This is a genomic window from Streptomyces sp. NPDC048337 (assembly GCF_043201175.1).
In the GTDB taxonomy this organism is placed as follows: domain Bacteria; phylum Actinomycetota; class Actinomycetes; order Streptomycetales; family Streptomycetaceae; genus Streptomyces.
The window spans coordinates 1-3,247 of record NZ_JBICYR010000043.1 but is presented as its reverse complement, the minus strand read 5'-3'; the positions used below and the strand labels follow the sequence as shown (position 1 = coordinate 3,247).

At 72.5% G+C, this 3,247-nt stretch carries 2 protein-coding genes; one reads left to right on the top strand and one right to left on the bottom strand.

The genetic code is table 11. The annotated features are described in order from the left end of the window. Window positions 1–164 precede the first annotated feature (164 nt). The gene (locus ACGFYU_RS36740) at window positions 165–2,126 is read left to right on the top strand and encodes a tetratricopeptide repeat protein (RefSeq protein WP_393831649.1); all 1,962 of its coding nucleotides are present in this window, start codon (window positions 165–167) and stop codon (window positions 2,124–2,126) included. Here the strand turns inward: ACGFYU_RS36740 and ACGFYU_RS36735 are convergent. After that, window positions 2,116–2,961, bottom strand: a complete 846-nt coding sequence (locus ACGFYU_RS36735; RefSeq protein ID WP_393831648.1) for a sulfurtransferase — start codon at window positions 2,959–2,961, stop codon at window positions 2,116–2,118. The two genes, ACGFYU_RS36740 and ACGFYU_RS36735, sit on opposite strands and share 11 nt — an antisense overlap. Between the last annotated feature and the right edge of the window lie 286 nt (window positions 2,962–3,247).

The following is a 3,247-nucleotide window of genomic DNA, read 5'->3' as shown; positions in this document are numbered from 1 at the left end:
GGGGGGTGTGGGGGGGGTGGGCCGCCCGCGCCGTGGACCGGGGGGGCGACGCCCCGGATTCGGGCTAAAAGTACACCACTCAACACCACCACTCCGGCGGCGCGGCCCCGGGGCCGCACGGCCCTGATTCGGTACGCAGCCCGGCGGTCGGCCGGGCGCCCGTGGTGCTGCGCGACCGCACCGAGGTGCTGGAGCGTTTGCAGGCAGCCGTCGCCGACGGGCGCGGTGGCGAGGTCTACGTCCTCCACGGGATGGGTGGCTCCGGGAAGACCACCGTGGCCTGCTCGCTGTTCCAGTACGCCACTTCGGTGACCGGCCGGATCGGGCTGTGGGTCAACGCCTCCGACCGGGCGAGCCTGCGGGCCGGCATGCTCGCCGTCGCAGCCGATCGTGGTGCGGGCAACGGCGAACTGCTGGCCGCCCGCAACGGCCTCCGGCCTGCCGCCGACCTCGCGTGGGAACACCTCGACCGCTCCGCCGAGCCCTGGCTGCTGGTACTCGACAACGCCGACGATCCCGAGATCCTCCGCGACGGCAACTGGCTGCGCACCAGCGACCGCGGCACCGTCACGGTCACCACACGCAGGGCCGCCTCGCGCTGGTGGCCCGGTGCGGAACTCCAGCACATCGGGGTGCTGCCGCGGGACGACGCGGCACGGGTGCTGTGTGATCTCGCACCACACAGCGGCACCCTGGAGGAAGCGGCCGCGATCGCCGACCGGCTGGGGCTCCTGCCGCTCGCGCTCACTCTCGCGGGCGGCTTCCTCTCCCACCAGGTGCTCGACCCGTGGACGTTGGACCTTTACGGGCGCAGGCTCGACGAGGGGGAACGCATCGAGCTCATCGACCAAGGAGCTGAGGCCTTGTCCGAGGAGGACCCCCGCCACCTGGTGGGCCGGACCTGGCAGCTGACGCTCGACGCGTTCGAAGCACACGGCCTGGCCGAGGCCGCCACACTGCTCAGACTGCTGGCCCGGTTCGCTGCCGTACCGCTGCCGCTCTCCGTACTGAACCATTCCGAGATCAGCGCGCTCCTCCCGCGCAACCGGTCGGAGACGGCACTTCGAGCCCTGCTCGACCAATCGCTCACCGAACTGGTCGATGTCGGCGTGCGGTGCGTACAGAGCCACGGGGTGTTACTCGACAGCGTCGCCTCTGCCACTCCCGGCGCGCAGCTCTCCGCGCTCAACGCCACGGCCTTGCGCCTGCTCGACGCCGAGGTCCCGGCCCTGCCCGATGCCGGGCCCTACGACCTGCGACTAAGGCTGCTCACACCGCACGTCCTCGCTCTGCTGAGCCGCGTCCCCGACCCGGCGACCAAGGCCGATGCCCTCGGCCTCGCGGGACGGCTGTCCACCGCTCTGCACCGCACGGGCGACTACCTGGGCGCGTGGGAAACCGCCCACGCGGCGGTGGCTCTCACGGAGGAATCCCTCGGTACGGAACACCGCCTCGTTCTTGCCGTACGCTCCCGGGCCGGCCGGGCGCTGTTCCGGCTGGGAAGGTATTCCGAAGCCGAATCACTGTTCCGCGGCGTCCACCAAACGCAACAGCGGCTGTTCGGGGCCGGTGATCCGGACACCCTGGACAGCAGCCACGGACTTCAGCTCGTATGGGCCAATCTCGGCAGACGCGAGGAGGCCCTCGCACTGCTCCGGTCCACGGTGCGGGGCCGGCAGGAGGTCCTGGGGCCCTCACACCCCTTGAGCCTTCGCTCCAGGTCCAGCCTTCTGGCCCTGCTGACCGCCGCCGAACTCGCATCGGAAGAAGGCAGGGAACTCCTCTCCCTGCCGTCGGAATGCGTCCGGCACCTCGGCCCGGATCACACCGTCACGGTGGGGTCCCGGCACAACTACGCCTGGGCCATGTACGTGTTGGGGAATTTCGAGGCGGCCGACGAATCGATCAGAAAGGCCGTCGACGGATACCGGCGGCGTTTCGGCCCGGACTATCCGATCGCACTGGCGGCCCAACAGCTCTTTGCCCGAACGCAGTCGGCGCTGGGCCATCGGGAATCAGGCATCGAACTGATGGCGGATGTGGTGAGGAGGCGCAGCAACAGTCTCGGCCCCACTCACCCCTTCACGATCGCAAGCCGAGAACTGTGGGAGGAATTCAGCAGGTGACAACGGGACGGTGGGGTGAGGGAAGCCCCCATTCACTCCAGGAGCCGTCGTAGACCGACACATCGCGGTAACCGGCGAGGGTGGCGCCCAGGGCCAGGACGCAGGCCGTCACCCCGGAGCCACAGCTGACGTAGAGGCGTTCGCGGGTGCCTGCCAGGGCCTCGAAGGCGGCGCGGAGTTCACCGGACGGGCGCATCAGGCCGTCGCCCCGCTGGAGTTCGCCGAAGGGGAGGTTGAGCGCGCCCGGCATGTGGCCGCCGCGGAGGCCCGGCCGGGGTTCGGGGGCGGTCCCGGCGAACCGCTCGCGGGTGCGGGCGTCGAGAACGACGGCGGCCGGGTCGGCCAGGGCGGCGGTGACGGCCTCGGCGCCGACCAGGAGCCCGGCACGGGGCCGGGCGGTGAAGGAGCCTCGCGGCCCCTCGTACGCCGGCCCTGCGGCCTCGACGGGCAGCCCGGCGGCGGTCCAGGCGGGCAGTCCCCCGTCGAGGACGGCGACCCGGTCGAAGCCCATGGCGCGCAGCATCCACCAGGCGCGGGCACTGGAGTAGATGCCGGCACCGTCGTAGACGACGACGGTGGAGCTGTCGTCCACGCCCAGGCCCCGCATCGCCTCGGTGAACTGCGCGGCCCCGGGCATGGTGTGCGGGGCGGCGGCCTCGTGGTCGGACAACGGGCCGTCAAGGTCGAAGGGCCGCGCGCCGGGTATCCGCTCGGAGGCTCCCCGATGGCCCCCCACGGAAGCGTCGAAGAGAACCAACCCGGGCGCCCCGAGGCACTCCGCCAGCCAGTCGGTCCCAACCAGCGGGCCGGGAACCGCTATCTCGGGTGCGGACATGCGGGCCTCCGGGGGTCTAGGGCTGGCTGCCCATCCTCATGCACCGGGGCGCCCGGGCCGGGGGCGGGGACGGGGTGGGGTGTCGTCCGGGACTAAAACGAGATGAATTCGGCGCAAGGCAGCTCCAACAGAGCCGACCCGGGACAGGCGCCGAACATCGAAGCCCGTCCCGGACGACACCCCCCCCCCGGCCCCCCCCCCCCCCCCCCCCCCCCCCCCCCCCCCCCCCCCCCCCCCCCCCCCCCCCCCCCCCCCCCCCCCCCCCCCCCCCCCCCCCCCCCCCCCC